We start from the raw sequence: 17,718 nt of genomic DNA on the forward strand, positions 1-17,718 counted from the left end.
AACTTGATCAACCAATCATTAGTTGACGAATTCCAATTCCAAACAGTATGAGATGTACAGGAAGGGCAATCAAGACGATGATTCGCCAACTATGTCGAATCATTTGGACATAATCGATGTCGACTTGTCGAATCCGTTGCCATAACGCATTTAATGCAAACACTGACAATACCGCAATCAACAACCAACCCATGTAGTTATGCCCCGTCAATGCGATTAACGAAACATGAATCGCATACAATACGATGAACGTCCCGAGATCAAGCGCGACCCGGACGGCCTTGGCATGCGTCCGAAACAACAACAGGAATAATAAGTAAAGGACAATTAAACTGAACAGTGGAAAGATGATAAAAACCGTCACAACGAATCCCCCTCTTGTTCTCGATGCTTAATTTCCTGAAAGTAATAAGCTAACAACGGTGTCGGTTGCGTCGCCTGCTTTAGCACATACCCAACGATTGGATCGATTTCCGTCATTCGTCCTTGCTCCACATCCCGTAACATCGACGAGCGATTGAGACGCGTACGCTTTAAAATCTGTTCGATTTCATCATACGTAATCGGGTGGTTCGGGAAGACACTACGCACTTCGGCAAAGACGGCACGTGCTTTCGATGCATACGGTTCATCGAGTAATCGCCCATTTTCAACCCCATAATAAGCTGTCAATGGATTGATGACAGCATTCATGAATAATTTCGTCACCATGACTGCTTCAATATTCGTTACGTGCTCAAACTGCAACGCATCTCGCTTCAGCATCGACAGGACATGATTCCCATATCGAATGCGCCCTTTTCCCGTATGACAAATTTCGTAAGGACCTGTTTTCATCGCGCCATGCTCAACGACCCCGAAAATTGCTTGCGGCAGAGCACGTGCTGCATCAAGATGTCCCATTCCATTTTGTAAAAAAACGACTGGATTTTTCTCGTGTTCTAGATAAGGAATCACACTTTTTATATCATACGACTTTGTCGTAACGAACACCAAGTCTTGTGACTCGAAATGCGCAATCGGTCGAACCTTTACGGTCGGACTCCATTGATCGTCTCGCAGGATTCGCTTTGTCCCGTCATCTAACTGTCTCGTATATAACGTAATTTGATGGTGCTCTGCTAAGTAGGAAGCAAGTAATAACCCAACAGCACCGGCTCCGATGATTCCTATTCTGCTCATCGTCGAATCACTCCTTTATATATCAAAAAAAACGACCTGTAAAACCGATTTTCTCGATTTTACAGGTCGTCTTTATACCGATCATTCAGCTTACTTGCTGACGATTTCTTTACCTTTGTACGAGCCACATGCTTTACAAACACGGTGTGAAAGTTTCATTTCACCACAGTTTGGGCACTCGACCATACCTGGTACACGGAGTTTGAAATGAGTACGGCGAAGACGTTTGCGTGTTTTCGACGTTCTGCGGAATGGTACTGCCATCGTTGTCCACCTCCTTGAAAAAATACACTCGTCTTTATCAAAAAATTAGGAATCCTGATCTTTTTTAAAGAACTGAGCGAGACCCGCAAGTCGCGGATCAATTTTTGGTTCAGCTTCTTCTGGAGATTCTTCTGAAAGAACCGTCCAACCTTCCCCTTGAACCAACTGATTTTCTTCATCATCCCCATGCACTTGCACTGGCACATGAAGTAAAATCAATTCTTGCACGAGTGGTCGAAGATCGACCGTATTCCCGTTCGGTAAATTGATATCGTCCGAATCAACCGGAGCAGCATCAACTTCGAGCAGGAACGACTCGATGGATTCAATCTCGAACGGGTACGCGACGTCATTTAGCGTCCGGGCATCCGGAAGCGTCATTTCGCCAGTAATCCGGAGATTGAATATTAATTGATTCGATGTAAACGATGCATTTGCACGAATGTGCACAGGTTGCACCGCCCGGATATCCGGATGGAGGGCGATGAGCTCAGGAAGCTCGATCGTCTCGTTAACCTGAAGTTGACCCAGATTGCGCAATTTATTCAATTGCATCAGGGACCATTTCATCCGAATCACCTCAATTGCAACAATATGAATTATAGAGAGGACATCTTGTTTTGTCAATGTTTTTTCTTTACACTGAAATCGCTAGAGAACGAACACTTTCGGACGTCTTCATCCATATTACCGCACTTAATTCCGTTTGCAAAGGAGAAAGTTTCATGAAGATGACAGCAATTATTTCAGAGTACAATCCGTTTCATAACGGACACCTCTATCAAGCCAAAATCGCACGCGAGGAAACCGATGCCGATTTGATCGTCGCCATCATGAGCGGAACGTTCATGCAGCGCGGGGAACCTGCTTTTAGTGACAAGTGGACACGTGCACGAGCGGCCGTCGCAAGCGGCGAAATCGACCTTGTCTTAGAACTTCCGTTTTATTTTTCCGTCCAACGCGCCGACCGTTTTGCGCAAGGAGGCGTCACGATCGCCGAAATGATCGGCGCTACGTCTTTGTCATTCGGGAGTGAATGTGGAGACATCACCCCTTTCCTTTTAGCAGCATCTGAAAAAAATGAAGAGACTCCTGCGTACCAGCGACTCGTCAAAGAAGGCTTATCAAACGGATTATCTTCCGCGATGGCAGCGAGCCAGGCATTCCGCGCATTGACGACGACGCTCGACTTGACGACGCCGAATAACACACTCGGTTATTATTATGCCCGTGCTGCATCAAACATCTCCTTACATACGACAAAGCGTATCGGAAGTGGCTACCACGATCTGTCAGTCGGCGATATCATGAGCGCGACAGCAATCCGTGCCCACTACGATGAAACGCACCAATTGACAGGACTTCCAAAAGAAAGCGCTAGCGTACTCCAAGGGGCGACTTTTGCTTCGTTTGATCTCTACTATCCCTTTATCCGGAACCGGCTTCTATCGACGCCTCTAGGCGTTCTCATGCAATTTAACGGCATTGATACGTCACTGGCACCTCGTCTCGTCGAAGGCGCCCGCTACAGCTCTACTTTCGACGACTTCATGACTTTCGTCAAAACACGCCGCTATACGCGGACAAGTTTACAGCGCACACTCATTTATTTACTGACCTCGACGATGACGGAGGAAATCGATTCGGTTGCATTTGACCAAATCGATTACGTGCGACCACTTGCCTTTAATGACAAAGGACGACAAGCACTCCGGCAAATCAAGCAACACATTCGAGTCATCAGCACATTCGAGGCGCACCCTTGGCTCATAAAAGAGAGCCAAGTTACGGCAGCGTATGCCGTTCCCTTGGCTCGGTATGACCAACTAGAGGAACATCGTCGGTTTGCTCATTTTTCTGGTAACTCTTCTAAATAATCGAGTGCATCCTCAACTGTTTTGATCGGGACGAGTTTCATTTTCGTCCCGAGTTTTTTGATGGATGGTTTTGCTTCTTCATAATTCGAACCGGCTGGGACGAACATGATTTCCGCTTCCGCTTCGTCTGCTGCGACGACTTTTTGCCAAGCTCCACCAATTGGTCCTACTTTCCCACCCTCTTCAATCGTTCCAGTACCAGCAATCGTATGTCCCTTCGCTAAATCACCATCTGTCAATTGATCATAAATCTCAAGCGTGAACATCATCCCGGCCGATGGCCCACCAACATTTTCTAAGTTAAACTCGACTTTCGGATCCGTCTGCACGTCTGACATCGGAAGCGGTTCATAGATACCGAGCCCGACCTGCTCTGAGTTCTTCGCTAGTTTCCCGACCTTGATCGTCGTTGTTTTCGTTTTTTTGTCCCGTTCGAATGTCACTTTCACATCTGTCCCTGCTTTTTTCGAACTAATTGTCTGCATAAAGCTGCTCATTGATTTTAACGGTGCTCCATCAACGGCAACAATCTGGTCCCCGGCACGTAACTTCCCGTCAGCAGGACCGCCAGAAATAATGCCAGAGACATAAACGCCTTCAAAGTCGACCTCGACTTCTTTATCAGCCAGTTCATATCCTTCAATCATTGCATTATGTTGCGCTTCTTCCATGTAAAGTTGTTGTCTGTTCTCGTATTGTGCGTCAGATTCACCGTCATATAAATAGTCACTTACATCCGACGTTTCAGAAAAAGGTAAAAATAAACTCTCGACTAGAAAATACGGTGTCGCCCGCCGTTGCGCAACGGTCAACATCATTAGATCGCCCGGCTCTTTTTCCGCACCCGATACGTCAATGATTTGTTCTGTCGATGTTGCGTCTCCAGGATACGAGATGAAATAGGGCAATGGAACAAAGAAGACGATCATCGCCGCGACGATGGCAGCGAGCGCAGGTTTCCATGCTTTCATTTCAATTCTCCTTTCGCATACTTTTGACGTAACGCTTCTTCGACGGGCGGTGGTACAAGCCCGGCAACGGAAGCACCATACTTTGCAGCTTCTTTGACGATTGAGGAACTGAGGAACGAATATTGGTTACTCGTCATCATGAACAAGGTTTCAATCTGGTCATTCATCTTCTTATTGATTGAGGCCACCTGCATCTCATATTCAAAGTCGGATACAGCACGTAGCCCGCGTACGATTGCCGTCGCCCCTACTTCTGCTGCATAGTCGACAAGCAGACCGTTAAAAGAATCCACTTTGATATGCGGTAAGTGCTCCGTCACCTCAGAAATCAATTCCATACGTTCTTTAACCGAAAATAAAGGTTGCTTCGACGAGTTATTTAATACCGCGACGATGATTTCGTCGAAGATGGGTGCAGCACGCTCGATAATATCAAGATGACCGTTCGTGATCGGGTCAAAGCTCCCCGGACAGATGGCGATACGTTTCATACTTCTTCCTCCAGTTCGATAATTTCATATAATGTGATTGAGATGACCGTTGAGTACCGCATCCTTTTCACAACTTCAAGGCGACCAATCCGATCAGGTAATTCAATCTCTGACCCATGCTCACAGACGATGACGCCATTGTCCGTCAACATGTCGTGTTGCTCTATGTACGTGACGTGTTCGACGAGTCGTTCCTTGGCATAGGGTGGATCGAGAAAGATTAGTTTAAATGGCGTTTCTGATGCGAGTTCCGTCAAAGCAACGGAGACATCTTTTTTTAGGACACGACTTCTCTCAGCCAATCGAGTCGTCATCAAGTTTTCTTTAATTGTCTGAACCGCTTTAAAGTGCTGATCGACGAATACCGCTTCTTCACATCCACGTGACAATGCCTCGATTCCAAGGCCACCGCTCCCCGCGAAGAGATCAAGTGCACGTCCCCCGTTAAAATAAGGTCCGATGACATTAAATAATGATTCTTTGACCTTATCGGTCGTCGGTCGTGTATTATCCCCCGGTACCGCTTTAATTTTAGTACCTTTTCGTTCTCCAGAAATGACTCGCATGACTTTTCCTTCCCTTCAAAAAAGAGCGACGAGGATGTCCTCATCGCTCCAACGTTTATACTTCTTCTTGCAGTTTACCTTTTTTATTTGCGTATGTTTCGGTAATGAATGGTCGCTCCGAACGAAGAACGGAATCGACGAAAGGCAATGCAGCAATCGTTTCGACCGAACGTTCATACTGTTCCAAATCAACATATAAAAAAACATATTTTTCTCGCTTCGATGTAAAATAGACGTTTCCAAATCGGCGCAATTGACGCGATGCTTTCATCGCGTTGACATAGACGATCAGTCCAATTCGATCCTTAATCACAACACCGTTCCTCCCTTGTTCGGCATTAGCCGCTACAGCTACAACTACCTCCGGTCGAACATCCACCTGCACATCCTTGATCGAAGAATGGATTACCCGTCGGAACCTTAATTTGAGGTGACACTTCCCCGGCAAGTTTCAGACTAATTTGTCCGAGTAACGCCTCTAATTGTTTTTCTGCTTTTTTAAACGTCGCGACCTCTTCTTGCAGATCGAGCGCCCGCTTGACTTCATGTACTTTTTTCGTGATCGTTTGATAATCTGGATGATATCGACCAAAACGTTGAACAAGCTCGTACTCTTCCTTGATTCGATTAAAATCCCGAATGACGTCTTGTGCTTGTGCTGAATTTGCGCGTGCTTGTTTGGCACTTATATATGCTTGACCTGTTTCGCTATGCAAAAGAGCGGATGTCAGTTCTTCCGCAGCGTTGATGAGGTCTATCGTTTTATCAGAATAAATCACAACGAATCTCCTCCTTGACTTCACCATCATATCATAACATTTATCTCGCTCCTAGCACGCTGAATTGTGTATACTTTGTTCAGAAGGAAGGAATGAATTGTATGCAATTTTTATCATTTAATATGTTTCGGACGATCGGGATTAAAACCGATCACGCGAAGTCAGACTACCATTTTGATTCGCTCGATAAAATCGCCAAAGCGGACGTCGTCTTGTTCCCCGAATATTGGCAGATCCACTCCATCATCTACGGAATGAAAAAACCGATTTTCCCGTCCGCCGCGACATTCCATCTCGGGCACGATAAAATCGAGATGACGCGTATTTTTAAAACCGTGATTCCAGACAATATTCCTCGGACCGGTATTTACGGAAAAAATGAATTCACCGTGAAGCGTGTTTTAGATGAATTTTCGTTCCCATTCGTCGCGAAGACTGTCCGCAGTTCGATGGGCCAAGGGGTTCACCTGATTAAGGATGAAATCGACTGGAAGAAGTATACCGATCACCATGAGACGTTTTACGTCCAAGAATATATCCCGAACGAAAAAGACCTTCGTGTCGTCGTCATCGGTGATCAAGTTCTCGCTGCCTACTGGCGTGTCGGCGGTGCGCAATTTTTAAACAATGTCGCCCAGGGTGGGGTCCTTGATTTCGAGAACATCCCACAAGAAGCACTCGATTTTGTTCTCGCACTCGCGAAACGACTCGATATCGATCATGCCGGTTTTGATTTGATTTTCCGCGACGGAAAAATTTATATACTCGAGTTCAACGTCTTCTTTGGTGGAGAAGGCCTGAACCATCTAGGAATTCATGCACCGGATACGATTTTAGAATATGTCGAACGAAAATATAAGAATTCATGAATTCTTCAAATTGACTTCACAACTTTTACTTTATCGAATCATTCATTATGGTATGATAGTTTGGAAAGACTAGTATCTACTAGCAAACTGGGGTATAGGGGGATTCAAACATGAAGTTTGAGAAATACGGCATCGAAGGCAAAGAAATTAAGTTTGGTTTACTTGAGACAATCATGGACCACCACCGTTTCGTCCGTGAAGGACAATGGGATTACGAACGTGCGATGTATGACATGAAGTACGAAAAACAATCAACAGGAGAGGTCTTCTATCTCCGGATTCCAGTTTATGCAATTCAAGGTGAAATTGAAGATCGCCACGCGATCGTTCGCATGATGACACCACTTCTCGGAAAACACTACTATCCACATGGTGTTGAGTATGATGAAGAGTTCCCACCTGAAATCGTTAAAGATTGTGAGCGTCGCTTGACAGGGTTACTCGAAACACTCGAAAAATAAGTTCTATCCGACCGTTCCTGTTAAAAGGAGCGGTTTTTTTCATCTAAAAATATTCTTCAGGCGATTCGTTGCGCTGCCGAGTCCGTGTCTGATTGCTTTTTCAAGTCGACGTGTCACGAGAGACTTCAAGGCATTCTTCACGGAACAGTCGCTAAAAAGTCTGTTACCAAAAAAATCGTGTGTTGTGTGCTGGTCCCCCTACTCCTTGTCCAGGCCTAAAAGTAAAGGCCCCTTCCGTCAGACGTGGAAGGGGCCTTTATATGTCTCATTTTGTGACCAGTTGGAGGTAGTCGACTACCCCGTCTCCGAGTTGTAAGCGGACTTGTTCTCGCAAACCCATATAGAGGGCAGGTAACTGTTGCACCGTTGCGGTAACCTTCAAGCTAAACGAAATCCCTTCCGTCGGCAAACGTTTAATCCGTGTACAAACGACACCAAATTCGATGACGGCACACAACAATAACTCTTCAATTGCTTGTACTGATACCGTCACTTCACCTTTATTCTGATATTCTTCAACCAAAATGATCACTCCTTCGCAAGTTGTTTGACGGATGTCATGACTTCCTCGAGATCGACCGGCTCGTCAGGTGTCTTCGCCATTGAAGATATCGCACGCACCTTATTGTCGCGATCGAGAATGAACATTTGTGTCCCGTGTGTGACAAGACCACTTTCTGCTTTTGAATAATAGAAGTTCAACTGGCGTGTCAGACGATCAATGACGACCTCATCCCCCGTTAAAACTTTCCAGCCTTCAGGATTCGCCTCGAAATTAGACGCATACTTCTTCAAGACCTTCGGCGTATCAACTTTAGGATCGACCGTCACGGCGACAAGTTCGACATCGGATCCGTATAGATTTTCCGCCCGTAATTTTTTCTCGAGTTTCCGGTAGTCATTTAACGTCAAAGGACAAATGTCTGGACAATTCGAGTAGAAAAACGTCAATACTTTTACTTTACCATCTTCTGAATCGAATGTTTTCCCGTTGACGGCATTCGTTAATTCAAATGGTGTCGGTTCAGCAATCACAGGTAGCTTTTCTTTCATAAAGAAATAATAATACCCCCCTGCAGCGGCGACTAAAATCAAAACGACGGCGGCTACCGTCAAATAACTATTTTTTTTCAAAGCGAACCCCCCTTAATGATTCCAAATCGCACGAAATACATTTGTTGTTTCGCCCGGCTCATACACAACGTATAACAGGCAATAGACAAGGACTCCCGTGATTGCCGTCAAAAACCAAATGACCGATGCTTTTGGACCAATTTTACGGTGACGGGCAAAGTTTTGTTTATAGGCGTAGAACAAAGCGATTAAGCCTAAGATACCACCTGATGTGGCGAGTAAAATATGAAAGATTAAAAATCCTGTGTAGTACGGTTTAACCGTATCCGGTCCCCCGAAAGCAGTATTCCCGAGTAAGATCGTCCGAAGCGCGTACATGATGAAGAACAGTAACGCGAGCGCTGCCGCAATGTTCATCACGACTTTATGCGCCCCCATATTCCGGCGTGTCTGCGCGATCAAAAACCAACCGATTGCTACAAATATTGCACTGAGAACAATCAAAGAAACACAAATCAACGGCAAATAACTCATTTTCAGACTTCCTCCATTTACTTAATCCGCTTTTGGCGTGAAGGACATGCCTTCATCGACAGCAGTACTTTTTGATCGTCTCACCCACGTGAAGAAGGTCAAACCGAAGAAGATCCCGTAGACGAGTTCTTGTCCAAGTTTCATCAAGACGCCTCCGAACCGTTGATCTTCGAGTAAATCTTTTGTTGTCCCAAATAGGCGTTCCATGTTCAAGCCGCTCACATCATTATTCGGCAGACAGTAAGCCAAGACTTTCGCGAATGTCGCTGGGTCTTGATACGCATCGTATTGGAAGCTCTGACTGAAGATCATGAACGCACAAGCTGGTGTCAACAGCACGCCGTTCGCAACGATGTAGACCATCTTTTTCAAATCGGACAGACTATCCTCCTCATTGACAGGTGCGATGATTGGATACCACATCGTCATGCTGAGGAAGATTAATGTCCCGTGGAACAAACGGTGGACCGTATAGTTCGTCAAGACGTAATCAAAGATGAACGGCATATGGTAAAACGTAAACAAGGAATTGAACACGACGAGCGCAATCAATGGCAATGTGAAGAAGCGTAATGCCTTCCCTAAATACGGGACGCCGAACAATCGCTTAAATGCCCAACCCGGAATTGCTAGCATCAACAGTGGCGGCGCCACCATATAGACGAAAACCATCTGGAGCATGTGCGCAGAGAACGTAATATGCGCTAACACATCAAGCGGACTACCAAAGCCAATATAGTAGACGAATAAAGCCGCTAGCATCATGAACTTTTGAGCTAACGTCGTTTCTGCCTCGTCTGGTCGTCTGATTTTTTCAGTAATGAATGCATACAATACGTAAAGACCGATCAAGAGTAACGCGTAATACGGGCTCCACAAGACAGTCCAATCGAATTGCGATAAAGCACCCCTTAAATTGCCTAACATATTTCTCACCCCGTTCCTGTTTCCTACAAACTAAGATTACCGTTCCCCTATTTCATTGTAAAGGTTTCTCATAAAACGATTCCAAAATAAAAGACCATCCTGCTAAACGTTAGCAGAATGGTCACAATTTTTTACCAGATTAAAAGGCGAAGTGTCGCGACGATTGTTAAGGCAACGAAGATACCGAGTCCCATCATGACTTTAATCCATGTGTTCCCTTTGTTATTCATATGCATGAACATATATAACTGAAGGTAGACTTGGACGATTGCCATGATGACGAGGAATCCACCTGCAGCCCAGTGTGGCATAAGCTCTGCCATCACTGCGCCGAAAGCGATCAACGTCAAGAAAATCATCAGTCCAAAACTGATCAATTGTAGCTGCATTTCGCGGCTACGATCAGCTTTCATTTCTAATTCTAACTGGTTACGTGTAACTTGTGGTTCGTGTTTTTCCATCTTATTTCACCATCCCCATGAGGTAGACGACTGAGAAGATAAAGACCCAGACGACATCAATGAAGTGCCAGTAAAGACTTGAAACATAGTACTTCGGTGCATTGACGACTGTGATGCCGCGTTTCCAGTTACGGATGAGCAATGTCGAAATCCAGAGAAGACCGAACAAGACGTGCGCTCCATGGAACCCGACGAGTGTGTAGAACGCCGAACCGAATGCGCTTGACGTAAACGTATGACCGATGTGGTAATAGTGATTAAACTCATAAATCTCACCAGCGAGGAATGCTAGACCGAGAGCGAGCGTAATAATGAGCCACATCTTCATTTTCGCAACGTCATTCCGTTTCATCGCCATCATCCCAAGAACACTTGTCAATGAACTCGTCAGAAGAAGCATCGTCATGATGAAGACGAGTTCCATCTCAAAGATGTCGTAACTCCGTAATCCTTCTTTTGCGCCTGAGTTGTGCAATCCGATGTATGTTCCGAAGAGAGAGGCGAACAATGTCGTCTCTCCTCCAAGGAAGAACCAGAAAGCTACATATTTATTCTTACCCTCAAGTGTTGCTTTTTCAACATGATCTGGAATACCAGTCACTGGGTTATTTGGTACTGAATGATGACCCATCTTACTTCGCCTCCTTTTCAGCTTCAAGGCGTAGATCTTCTTCGATGACCGATTTCGGGATGTAGTATCCTTCATCGTCAATCCAAGAACGTAGGAACATCGCGAAGAGTGTCGTTGCAAGACCAATCAAGGCGATGACAAGACCGACAGTTCCGTAGTCAAGACGAAGAATGAATCCAAGACCTGCAAGGAACAAGCCGACTGACATGACGAATGGCAAAATCGTGTTATTCGGCATGTGGATATCGCCGACTTCTTCCGATACGGAAACTGTTTTATTTCCAGCCATTTTTTCGAGCCAGTACGTGTCGAGTCCTTTGACGAGTGGTGTTTGTGCAAAGTTGTACTCTGGAGTCGGAACAGGAAGCGTCCACTCAAGGGTACGACCGTCACCCCAAACATCGCGTTTCACATATTCTTTCGACATCAATGCCGCTGCAATTGAAACAACAAGAACGATTGTTGATACACCCATGAAGCCTGCACCAATCGATGATAGTAAGTTCATTGTTTCCCAGCCTTGGTTTGGTAAGTACGTGAAGACACGACGTGGCATACCTGTAAGACCAAGGATGTGTTGCGGGAAGAACGTCAAGTGGAAGCCGATGAAGAACAACCAGAATTGAATCTTGCCCCAGAATTCGTTGAGCTGTTTTCCGAACATCAATGGGAACCAATAGTAAAGACCCGCAAAGAGACCGAAGACGACCCCACCAACGATAACGTAGTGGAAGTGGGCAACAACGAAGTAGCTGTCGTGATACTGATAATCGGCAGGAGCAACTGAAAGCATGACCCCTGTCATACCACCCACAAGGAATGATGGGATGAATGCGACCGAATAAAGCATCGCAACCGGGAACGTCAATTTACCGCCCCAAAGTGTGAACAGCCAGTTGAAGATCTTCACACCGGTCGGTACAGCGATCGCCATCGTCGCAACAGCGAAGATTGCGTTTGCGACTGGTCCGAGACCCACTGTAAACATGTGGTGAACCCAAACCATGAATCCGAGGAAACCGATCAACATTGTCGCAAAGACCATCGTCGTGTAACCGAAGAGACGTTTACGTGCGAATGTAGGAATGATTTCAGAGAAAATACCGAATGCCGGTAAAATCAAGATATATACTTCCGGGTGCCCGAAGATCCAGAAGAGGTGTTCCCAAATGACGATGTTACCGCCGGCTGCCGGGTCGAAGAAGTGAGCTCCGAAAAGACGTTCAAACGTCAAGAGGAACAAACCGACCGTGAGCGGAGGGAATGCGAAGACGATCAAAGCTGATGCAACGAACGCCGTCCATGTGAACAAAGGCATCCGCATCAGTTTCATACCTGGTGCGCGCATGTTCAAGATCGTAACGAGGAAGTTAATCCCCCCCATAAGTGTACCGAAACCAGAAATCTGTAACCCGAGTGCATAAAAATCAACACCAAGTGATTCCGGGACTGTCGATAGTGGTGCGTAAGCTGTCCATCCTGCGTTCGGTGCTGCGCCGAAGAACCATGATAAGTTCAAGAGCACGCCACCGAAGAAGAACAACCAAAAACCAAGTGCGTTCAAAAACGGGAACGCAACGTCACGTGCTCCGATTTGAAGCGGCACAGCAGCGTTCATATAACCGATCAACATCGGCATCGCTGCCAGGAAGATCATCGTCGTACCGTGCATCGTGATCAACTGGTTAAATAACTCACCGCTGACGAAATCGTTCATCGGTTTAATCAATTGAAAACGAATCATTAAGGCTTCTACGCCACCGACCAGAAGGAAGAACAATCCGGACATGATGTAGAGAATCCCAATTTTTTTATGGTCGACTGTCGTTAGCCAGTCCATGATGCCGCTTTTTTTCTTCGGCATACCCATAGTATGTGTCCCCACTATGATTCCCCCTTAATTTTATTGGAGCTTTTTGTCCAATAGGTAGTCTGCAAGTTCACTCAATTCTTCATCGCTAATCTGATCTTCAGAGAAACCAGGCATTTTTGTCCCTTGTTTTTCTTTTTGCGGATCGCGAATCCAGTTCTCGAGGTTTTCTTTGTCGTGATCGAGGTATCCTGCGATACGTTGACGGTCACCAAAGTTCGTTAAGCTTGGCGCGACTTTCCCGCCACCGTGACAGCTGAGGCAGTTTTGAGCGTAAACTTGTTCGCCCGTCGTCCAATTTTTTTCATTTTTAGCATCGAGTTGTTTTGTTTCTGCTTCTTTTGCAGTTTTCATGTCTTTTAACCATGCATCATAATCATCTTGCTCGAGTGCGATGACTTTAAAGTCCATCAATGCGTGAGAAGGTCCGCAAAGCTCCGCACACTTACCGTAGTATGTGCCCGCTTCTTGTGCTTGTAACCACATCTCGTTATCGAGCCCTGGGTTTGTATCTGTTTTACCAGAAAGTGCCGGCACCCAGAATGAGTGAATGACGTCTTTAGAAGTCAAGTTGACAGCAACACGTTTTCCGACCGGGATGACAAGTTCTTGTCCTGTCGAAACACCTTTGTCTGGATATTCGAACTCCCACCAGTACAAGTTTGCCGTAACGTTGATTTGTTCGTTTTTCTTCGCTTCTTTCGCATCGGCTAATTCAACCGTCGTTTTGATTGTCGGTACAGCGAGAACAACCAAGAGAAGGATTGGAATAACTGTCCAAATGATTTCAAGCGTATGATTTCCTTCGACTTGTTTCGGAACTGTGTTATCTCCCGATTTACGACGGAATTTCATAAGTACGTAAACATAGATGACCGCTACAATCGCAAGGACGAACAACATCACCCATAAGCTGAGCTTGATGATCTCAAGTTGCATTTCTGCGCCTTCCCCGCGAGGCTGAAGCGCGGACAATTCCGGAATTCCACAACCTGATAACAATAATGCCATCAAACCGATCGGAAGAAGCCGGAAGAGCATTTTTCCTGATTTTTTCACAACCATCCCCACTTTCTTTTCCCCAATTTTTTTCTTGTAATGGTGTACGTGAATATGTCAAATCGTTTTAGAGAGAAACGAGTACGACCGTCACGATCCAAGCTGTGAAGTAAAAGAGCGAGAAGAAGAACATTTTCGATGCCCATTTAATTTCAGCTTGTTTTTCTTTGATTTTGAGACCTTTCAGTCCCATGTAAAGCCAGTAACCGCTTAACGCCGCCATGACAATCGTGTAGACGATACCATAGTGTGCCAAGAGTAGTGATGATGGGACTAAGACTGCAATCCACCACACAATTTGTCGTTTCGTGATGGCAAAACCATTAACGACCGGTAACATCGGAATACCTGCAGCACGGTATTCTTCTGTCCGTCTCATTGCGAGTGCAAGGAAGTGAGGCGGCTGCCAGACGAACATGATGAGGAATAAAATCCAGGCATCGATATGAAGTGCTGGAGTGACTGCCGCAAATCCAATGATCGGTGGCACTGCTCCTGAAATACCTCCTACGACCGTATTGATCGTATGCGTCCGTTTGAGCCACATCGTATAGATGACGACGTAGACGAATGATCCAATCAATCCGAACACTGCCGCGACATGGTTAACGATCAAGAGAAGCACCGTTCCCGTCGCAAGTATTCCAAGTCCTAATGCCAATATGCGCTGTCCATCCATCTTGCCGGTCACACTCGGTCTCCCCATCGTCCGTTCCATCTTGTAATCGATGTCTCGGTCAATGTAGTTGTTGAGGTAACAACTTCCGGCAATGACCAGGCCACTTCCAAGAAGTGTCCACAATAATGTCAACTTCGTCTGCCACAGGTATAACAAGACATCATCGGTTAAATACGATGCTGCCACGACATATCCTGCGAAGACGGTGATGAGATTCGCGCGAACGATTCCCATCTTTGCTAGGGTGACATAGTCCTTGAACGTCGGTTGATCCGTTTGCTCGATCATGATGTCAAGCGTCTCCCCATTTACTTTCGCCATGTTGTTTCCTCCTTCTAACCGCCTGTATCCTCTCTGCACGCATGAGACACGTATTTTCTTCACAGAAATAACACAGACACGCCACGAAACGTCCTTTTCTCTATAAAAGATACCACATATTCAGGGTCGTGACGCATGAAAATACTTTCGACATAATGAACAAAATGTGAAATCTATGTGATTAACCTCACAGTTCACCATATTTACCTAATATTAGAATAGCGTTCTTCTAAAAGATTGCAAGCGTTTCGATATTTTTTATGCGATACTATTGCTATGCGCATGACTGTATATTGTATATTTTAGAAAGGTGGTGTCCGTGTCTTGAATCGAAAGCTTTCGATTTTTTCGGCATTCGTCACATTCACGATGATGATCGTATTGTTGATGGGGGGCACAGTCACAAAGACTGATTCAGGGAACGGCTGTGGAACAGACTGGCCACTCTGTCACGGAGAGCTCATTCCGACTAACCCTAGTGTAGAAACGATGATTGAATACAGCCACCGCGCCGTAACCGGTGTCGTCGGACTATTAATCATCGCATTATGTTTATGGACACTCGTCGCTTTCAAAGAGCGTCTCGATACGAAGATTTTTGCCTTTCTTGCTTTTATCTTCATGTTGATTCAATCCATCGTTGGAGCAGGCGCTGTTGTTTGGCAACAGTCTGACCTCGTCATGGCGCTCCATTTCGGGATTTCGCTTATCTCCTTCGCTTCTTTGCTCATTTTGACGCTATTAATCATGGAACGTCCAGGACGAGAATTCAGGGAAACGGTCCCAGCATTCTTACGTAAACTCCTGTACGGCCTGCTGATTTACACGCTGATCGTCGTCTATACGGGCGCATATGTCCGTCACGTCGGCGCAACGTATGCCTGTGTCGGTTGGCCCGTCTGTTCGCAACCAACGATGACATACGAGTCATGGGTCCAGATGATTCATCGCATTATGGCTGGCTTATTATTCTTCTATACGTTATATGTGCACTTCGTCGCGATTCGCTTAAAGCATCGGACGACACAAAAAGGGATGGCGTTTGCTACGTTCTTCATCAGTTGCCAAGTTGCGACAGGTGCCTGGATCGTTTTAGGCGGACACGCGACTTACGTTCCACTTTTACACGCGTTCTTGATTACATGTTACTTTGGTGTACTGTCTTACATGACGTATCACGCGTTCCGGACAAGGCAAGATCGTTAAGCATATTAGACAAGTCAAAAAAAGATGGAGCATCATTTCACTGTGATGCTCCATCTTTTTTATGTCGGTACCGCGTTCGTAGTTTATTACTTTTTAAAGCGAGCAATCGCCCGTTTACGTGCCATATCATGCTCAACGATTGGTTTTGGGTAATCATAGTCTTCACGTTGCTGGTCTGTTGGTTCATGAATGAATTTATTTGGCAAGTCCTTAATCTCTGGTACATATCGACGAATGAAGTCACCAGACGCATCAAATTTTTTCGATTGGGTCGTCGGATTAAAGACACGGAAGTATGGTACGGCGTCTGTTCCGACAGATGCTGCCCACTGCCATCCCCCGATGTTCGAAGCCGCTTCATAGTCGACTAACTTCTTCTGAAAATATTGTTCACCCTTTTGCCAATCGACTAACAAATCTTTTGTTAAAAAGGAGGCAACAATCATCCGGAGCCGGTTATGCATCCAGCCCGTTGTGTTCAGCTGACGCATCGCCGCATCGACGATGGGATAACCTGTCTCACCTTTTTTCCACGCGTCAAACCCCGTCTCGTCGTCTTCCCATTGAATGTCATTATACTGCTCGTTTACCGGTAGACGTTTTGACTCTGGATGGTGCATCAAAATCGTGTAGTAAAATTCACGCCAAATTAATTCCGTCAAATAGGTTTGTTTTCCTTTTGAAGCAGCTGCTTGCTCAACCTGCGTATAAATGGTCCGAATGCTGATTTCTCCCGTCCGCAGGTAACGTGACATCAGACTCGTCCCGTCGATTGACGGGATATCCCGATTTTCTTCGTACTGTTCGAGTCCGCTCGAGATGAACTGATGTAAACGGTTCTGCGCATTTTCTTCACCCACTTGAAAATCAACCTCGGATTGAGCCTGTTTAAAGTACTCTTCAATGAACGAGTTGTCATTTTGGTGTTTTTTATACTGGGCTTGCAGACGATCGAGATTCACTTGGACTGGTTCTGGAAGATCTTTTTTTAAGAACGCATTTTTATATGGTGTGAACACTTTATAATAGCCACCATCATTTTTCTTGACTGCATGCGGATGCAACAAATGACGATCAAGTACACGATCCGTCTGTTGACGCTGACGTTTTTTAATAATCGCATCATCGCGCGTTTTAAACGGTTCGACGTATTCGGCGTTAAAAATTAAATGGTCTGCCATAGCTGTTTCCTCTAAGAACTTCGCTTCGTCCCCTTCAATAAAACGAATCGGCAAGCCCTTTGTTTTACAGTTATCCGAAAAGTGCTCCAGCGCTTGAAAGAAATACTGTTGTCTCGCTTCGTAAGAACCGATATAGTCCGGGTTAAGCCAAAAAACAAATTCCACGGTCGCTTGATCGTCCTGCTCGAGGTATTCTACCGCTTTCGCCAACATTTGATTATCCTGAAGTCGAAAGTCACTTCTAATCCAACAGATGATATTCATTCCTAGCTCCTCCTCCGATAATGCTGCTTAAAAAGAAAAACAGGCTAGCCG

At 45.5% G+C, this 17,718-nt stretch carries 23 protein-coding genes; 4 read left to right on the forward strand and 19 right to left on the reverse strand.

The window, feature by feature from the left end; genetic code table 11:
* Positions 1–7 precede the first annotated feature (7 nt).
* The 4 genes from KNP99_RS04525 to KNP99_RS04540 form a co-directional block, all read right to left on the reverse strand.
* The gene (locus KNP99_RS04525; protein ID WP_214765228.1) at positions 8–364 is read right to left on the reverse strand and encodes a DUF3397 family protein; all 357 of its coding nucleotides are present in this window, start codon (positions 362–364) and stop codon (positions 8–10) included.
* Positions 361–1,182 (reverse strand): ketopantoate reductase family protein, encoded by an 822-nt coding sequence (locus KNP99_RS04530; RefSeq protein WP_214845142.1) that lies wholly within the window; start codon positions 1,180–1,182, stop codon positions 361–363. The genes KNP99_RS04525 and KNP99_RS04530 overlap by 4 nt, the downstream gene beginning before the upstream one ends.
* 90 nt (positions 1,183–1,272) lie before the next feature.
* Positions 1,273–1,446: a 50S ribosomal protein L32 gene (rpmF, locus tag KNP99_RS04535; protein ID WP_012370841.1), complete on the reverse strand. Its 174-nt coding sequence runs from the start codon at positions 1,444–1,446 to the stop codon at positions 1,273–1,275.
* A gap of 45 nt (positions 1,447–1,491) precedes the next feature.
* Positions 1,492–2,016: a YceD family protein gene (locus tag KNP99_RS04540; protein ID WP_088837440.1), complete on the reverse strand. Its 525-nt coding sequence runs from the start codon at positions 2,014–2,016 to the stop codon at positions 1,492–1,494.
* 155 nt (positions 2,017–2,171) lie between these two features.
* Here KNP99_RS04540 and KNP99_RS04545 point away from each other — a divergent pair, with 155 nt between their 5' ends.
* Positions 2,172–3,323 carry a tRNA(Met) cytidine acetate ligase gene (locus KNP99_RS04545; RefSeq protein WP_214765234.1) on the forward strand — a complete coding sequence of 384 codons (1,152 nt, stop codon included), beginning with the start codon at positions 2,172–2,174 and terminating at the stop codon, positions 3,321–3,323.
* Here KNP99_RS04545 and KNP99_RS04550 read toward each other — a convergent pair.
* Genes KNP99_RS04550 through KNP99_RS04570 form a run of 5 tightly spaced genes read right to left on the reverse strand, consistent with a single transcriptional unit; the run spans position 3,296 to position 6,130 of the window.
* Positions 3,296–4,294, reverse strand: a complete 999-nt coding sequence (locus KNP99_RS04550; protein ID WP_214765236.1) for a SepM family pheromone-processing serine protease — start codon at positions 4,292–4,294, stop codon at positions 3,296–3,298. The two genes, KNP99_RS04545 and KNP99_RS04550, sit on opposite strands and share 28 nt — an antisense overlap.
* Positions 4,291–4,785 (reverse strand): pantetheine-phosphate adenylyltransferase, encoded by a 495-nt coding sequence (gene coaD, locus KNP99_RS04555; protein WP_088837443.1) that lies wholly within the window; start codon positions 4,783–4,785, stop codon positions 4,291–4,293. Before coaD ends, KNP99_RS04550 begins: the two co-directional genes overlap by 4 nt.
* The gene (gene rsmD / locus KNP99_RS04560; protein ID WP_088837444.1) at positions 4,782–5,351 is read right to left on the reverse strand and encodes a 16S rRNA (guanine(966)-N(2))-methyltransferase RsmD; all 570 of its coding nucleotides are present in this window, start codon (positions 5,349–5,351) and stop codon (positions 4,782–4,784) included. Before rsmD ends, coaD begins: the two co-directional genes overlap by 4 nt.
* Positions 5,352–5,406: 55 nt before the next feature.
* Positions 5,407–5,664: a YlbG family protein gene (locus KNP99_RS04565; RefSeq protein ID WP_088837445.1), complete on the reverse strand. Its 258-nt coding sequence runs from the start codon at positions 5,662–5,664 to the stop codon at positions 5,407–5,409.
* 25 nt (positions 5,665–5,689) lie between these two features.
* Complete coding sequence (locus tag KNP99_RS04570) at positions 5,690–6,130, reverse strand: YlbF/YmcA family competence regulator (RefSeq protein WP_214765238.1); 441 nt, start codon at positions 6,128–6,130, stop codon at positions 5,690–5,692.
* A gap of 101 nt (positions 6,131–6,231) precedes the next feature.
* On the opposite strand from KNP99_RS04570, the gene KNP99_RS04575 reads away from it, so the two are divergent.
* Together KNP99_RS04575 and KNP99_RS04580 are read left to right on the forward strand one after the other, a co-directional pair.
* On the forward strand, positions 6,232–6,999 hold the full coding sequence (locus KNP99_RS04575; RefSeq protein WP_239456734.1) for an ATP-grasp domain-containing protein: 768 nt from the start codon (positions 6,232–6,234) through the stop codon (positions 6,997–6,999).
* A gap of 110 nt (positions 7,000–7,109) precedes the next feature.
* Positions 7,110–7,460: a YugN family protein gene (locus KNP99_RS04580; protein WP_029330928.1), complete on the forward strand. Its 351-nt coding sequence runs from the start codon at positions 7,110–7,112 to the stop codon at positions 7,458–7,460.
* A gap of 265 nt (positions 7,461–7,725) precedes the next feature.
* On the opposite strand, the gene KNP99_RS04585 is transcribed toward KNP99_RS04580, so the two are convergent.
* From KNP99_RS04585 to cyoE, 9 genes are all read right to left on the reverse strand, one after another.
* On the reverse strand, positions 7,726–7,983 hold the full coding sequence (locus KNP99_RS04585; RefSeq protein ID WP_088837447.1) for a hypothetical protein: 258 nt from the start codon (positions 7,981–7,983) through the stop codon (positions 7,726–7,728).
* Between the two features lie 5 nt (positions 7,984–7,988).
* Entirely contained in the window at positions 7,989–8,594 is a 606-nt protein-coding gene (locus KNP99_RS04590; protein ID WP_088837448.1) for an SCO family protein, read from the reverse strand.
* A gap of 12 nt (positions 8,595–8,606) precedes the next feature.
* Entirely contained in the window at positions 8,607–9,068 is a 462-nt protein-coding gene (locus KNP99_RS04595; RefSeq protein WP_029330931.1) for a DUF420 domain-containing protein, read from the reverse strand.
* A 21-nt stretch (positions 9,069–9,089) separates the two neighbouring features.
* A complete protein-coding gene (gene ctaG, locus KNP99_RS04600) occupies positions 9,090–9,995 on the reverse strand; it encodes a cytochrome c oxidase assembly factor CtaG (protein WP_088837449.1) in 906 nt (301 codons plus the stop codon).
* A gap of 131 nt (positions 9,996–10,126) precedes the next feature.
* Positions 10,127–10,456, reverse strand: coding sequence for a cytochrome C oxidase subunit IV family protein (locus KNP99_RS04605; protein WP_088837450.1), 330 nt, complete (start codon positions 10,454–10,456; stop codon positions 10,127–10,129).
* Between the two features lies 1 nt (position 10,457).
* Positions 10,458–11,087, reverse strand: a complete 630-nt coding sequence (locus tag KNP99_RS04610; protein ID WP_088837451.1) for a cytochrome (ubi)quinol oxidase subunit III — start codon at positions 11,085–11,087, stop codon at positions 10,458–10,460.
* 1 nt (position 11,088) lies between these two features.
* Positions 11,089–12,957: a cytochrome c oxidase subunit I gene (gene ctaD / locus KNP99_RS04615; RefSeq protein WP_201302332.1), complete on the reverse strand. Its 1,869-nt coding sequence runs from the start codon at positions 12,955–12,957 to the stop codon at positions 11,089–11,091.
* Between the two features lie 33 nt (positions 12,958–12,990).
* Positions 12,991–14,022 (reverse strand): cytochrome c oxidase subunit II, encoded by a 1,032-nt coding sequence (gene coxB, locus KNP99_RS04620; RefSeq protein ID WP_088837453.1) that lies wholly within the window; start codon positions 14,020–14,022, stop codon positions 12,991–12,993.
* A 61-nt stretch (positions 14,023–14,083) separates the two neighbouring features.
* On the reverse strand, positions 14,084–15,016 hold the full coding sequence (gene cyoE, locus KNP99_RS04625) for a heme o synthase (protein ID WP_088837454.1): 933 nt from the start codon (positions 15,014–15,016) through the stop codon (positions 14,084–14,086).
* Positions 15,017–15,340: 324 nt separating this feature from the next.
* Here cyoE and KNP99_RS04630 point away from each other — a divergent pair, with 324 nt between their 5' ends.
* Positions 15,341–16,222, forward strand: a complete 882-nt coding sequence (locus KNP99_RS04630; protein WP_029330938.1) for a COX15/CtaA family protein — start codon at positions 15,341–15,343, stop codon at positions 16,220–16,222.
* An 86-nt stretch (positions 16,223–16,308) separates the two neighbouring features.
* Here the strand turns inward: KNP99_RS04630 and KNP99_RS04635 are convergent, their stop codons facing one another.
* Positions 16,309–17,667: a cryptochrome/photolyase family protein gene (locus tag KNP99_RS04635; RefSeq protein ID WP_214845144.1), complete on the reverse strand. Its 1,359-nt coding sequence runs from the start codon at positions 17,665–17,667 to the stop codon at positions 16,309–16,311.
* Between the last annotated feature and the right edge of the window lie 51 nt (positions 17,668–17,718).

This window comes from Exiguobacterium sp. s95, from assembly GCF_018618655.1.
Classification (GTDB): domain Bacteria; phylum Bacillota; class Bacilli; order Exiguobacteriales; family Exiguobacteriaceae; genus Exiguobacterium_A; species Exiguobacterium_A oxidotolerans.